Raw genomic sequence first — 609 nt, forward strand, 5'->3', positions numbered from 1 at the left:
GCCGGAGGCGGCGTCGGAGCGGGCGCCTGGGCCGTCTGCTGGCTGGACGGGGCGGGCGGTGTCGTCGGGGCAGGCGTCGCCGGCGCCGGGGCCGTGCTCACGGCTTGCCGCTGCGGGCTGTCGTCGAACGGGGTGAGACGGCCGGAGAGGACGAGCACCAACACGCCGAGCACCGCGGCCAGCAGAATAGCCTGCATCTACGCCTCCTGTTCGATGGACAGTCCCGATTCGTCCGCCAACGGCCTGCGGAAAATTCAGTTCCGCCGGGCGGCAGCACGTCGCACCGGCTTCTTGCCCGATGCCGGGCGGTCCGGATGGCGGGTCGGTGCGTCGTTCGCGGCGGCCTGGCGGAGACTCTGGCGCAGCTCGTCCTTGAGGCCGACCGGGCGCCGGTGCTTCTTCAAGAGATCGGCGAAAGCCTCGTCGGCGAGCTCCTGAAAGTCCTTCATCGAGTCGCGGCCGAGCAGCGCGATCGCCTGCCAGGTCTCGTCGTCGAACTGCACGCGCTTGCCGGGCATCGGGCCTCGCCCAAACTGAAAGGGCAGGCGCCGAGGCGCCTGCCCTGGAGAGACACTCGATCAGCGCGCGCCGCCGGGGCCACCCGGCGAG

The 609-nt window shown here is 71.8% G+C and carries 2 protein-coding genes; both read right to left on the minus strand.

Annotated elements, in window-relative coordinates; genetic code table 11:
* Positions 1–197: hypothetical protein (locus CH341_RS31770; protein WP_146604727.1), on the minus strand; the 197-nt coding region annotated here is incomplete at its 3' end.
* 57 nt (positions 198–254) lie between these two features.
* Positions 255–518: a hypothetical protein gene (locus tag CH341_RS31775; protein WP_111423726.1), complete on the minus strand. Its 264-nt coding sequence runs from the start codon at positions 516–518 to the stop codon at positions 255–257.
* Between the last annotated feature and the right edge of the window lie 91 nt (positions 519–609).

The sequence above is a fragment of the Rhodoplanes roseus genome (assembly GCF_003258865.1).
GTDB lineage: Bacteria > Pseudomonadota > Alphaproteobacteria > Rhizobiales > Xanthobacteraceae > Rhodoplanes > Rhodoplanes roseus.

Excerpts from the sequence above, each read along its gene's own strand:
- CH341_RS31775 (WP_111423726.1), bottom strand. The coding sequence starts at position 518 with ATGCCCGGCAAGCGCGTGCAGTTCGACGACGAGACCTGGCAGGCGATC.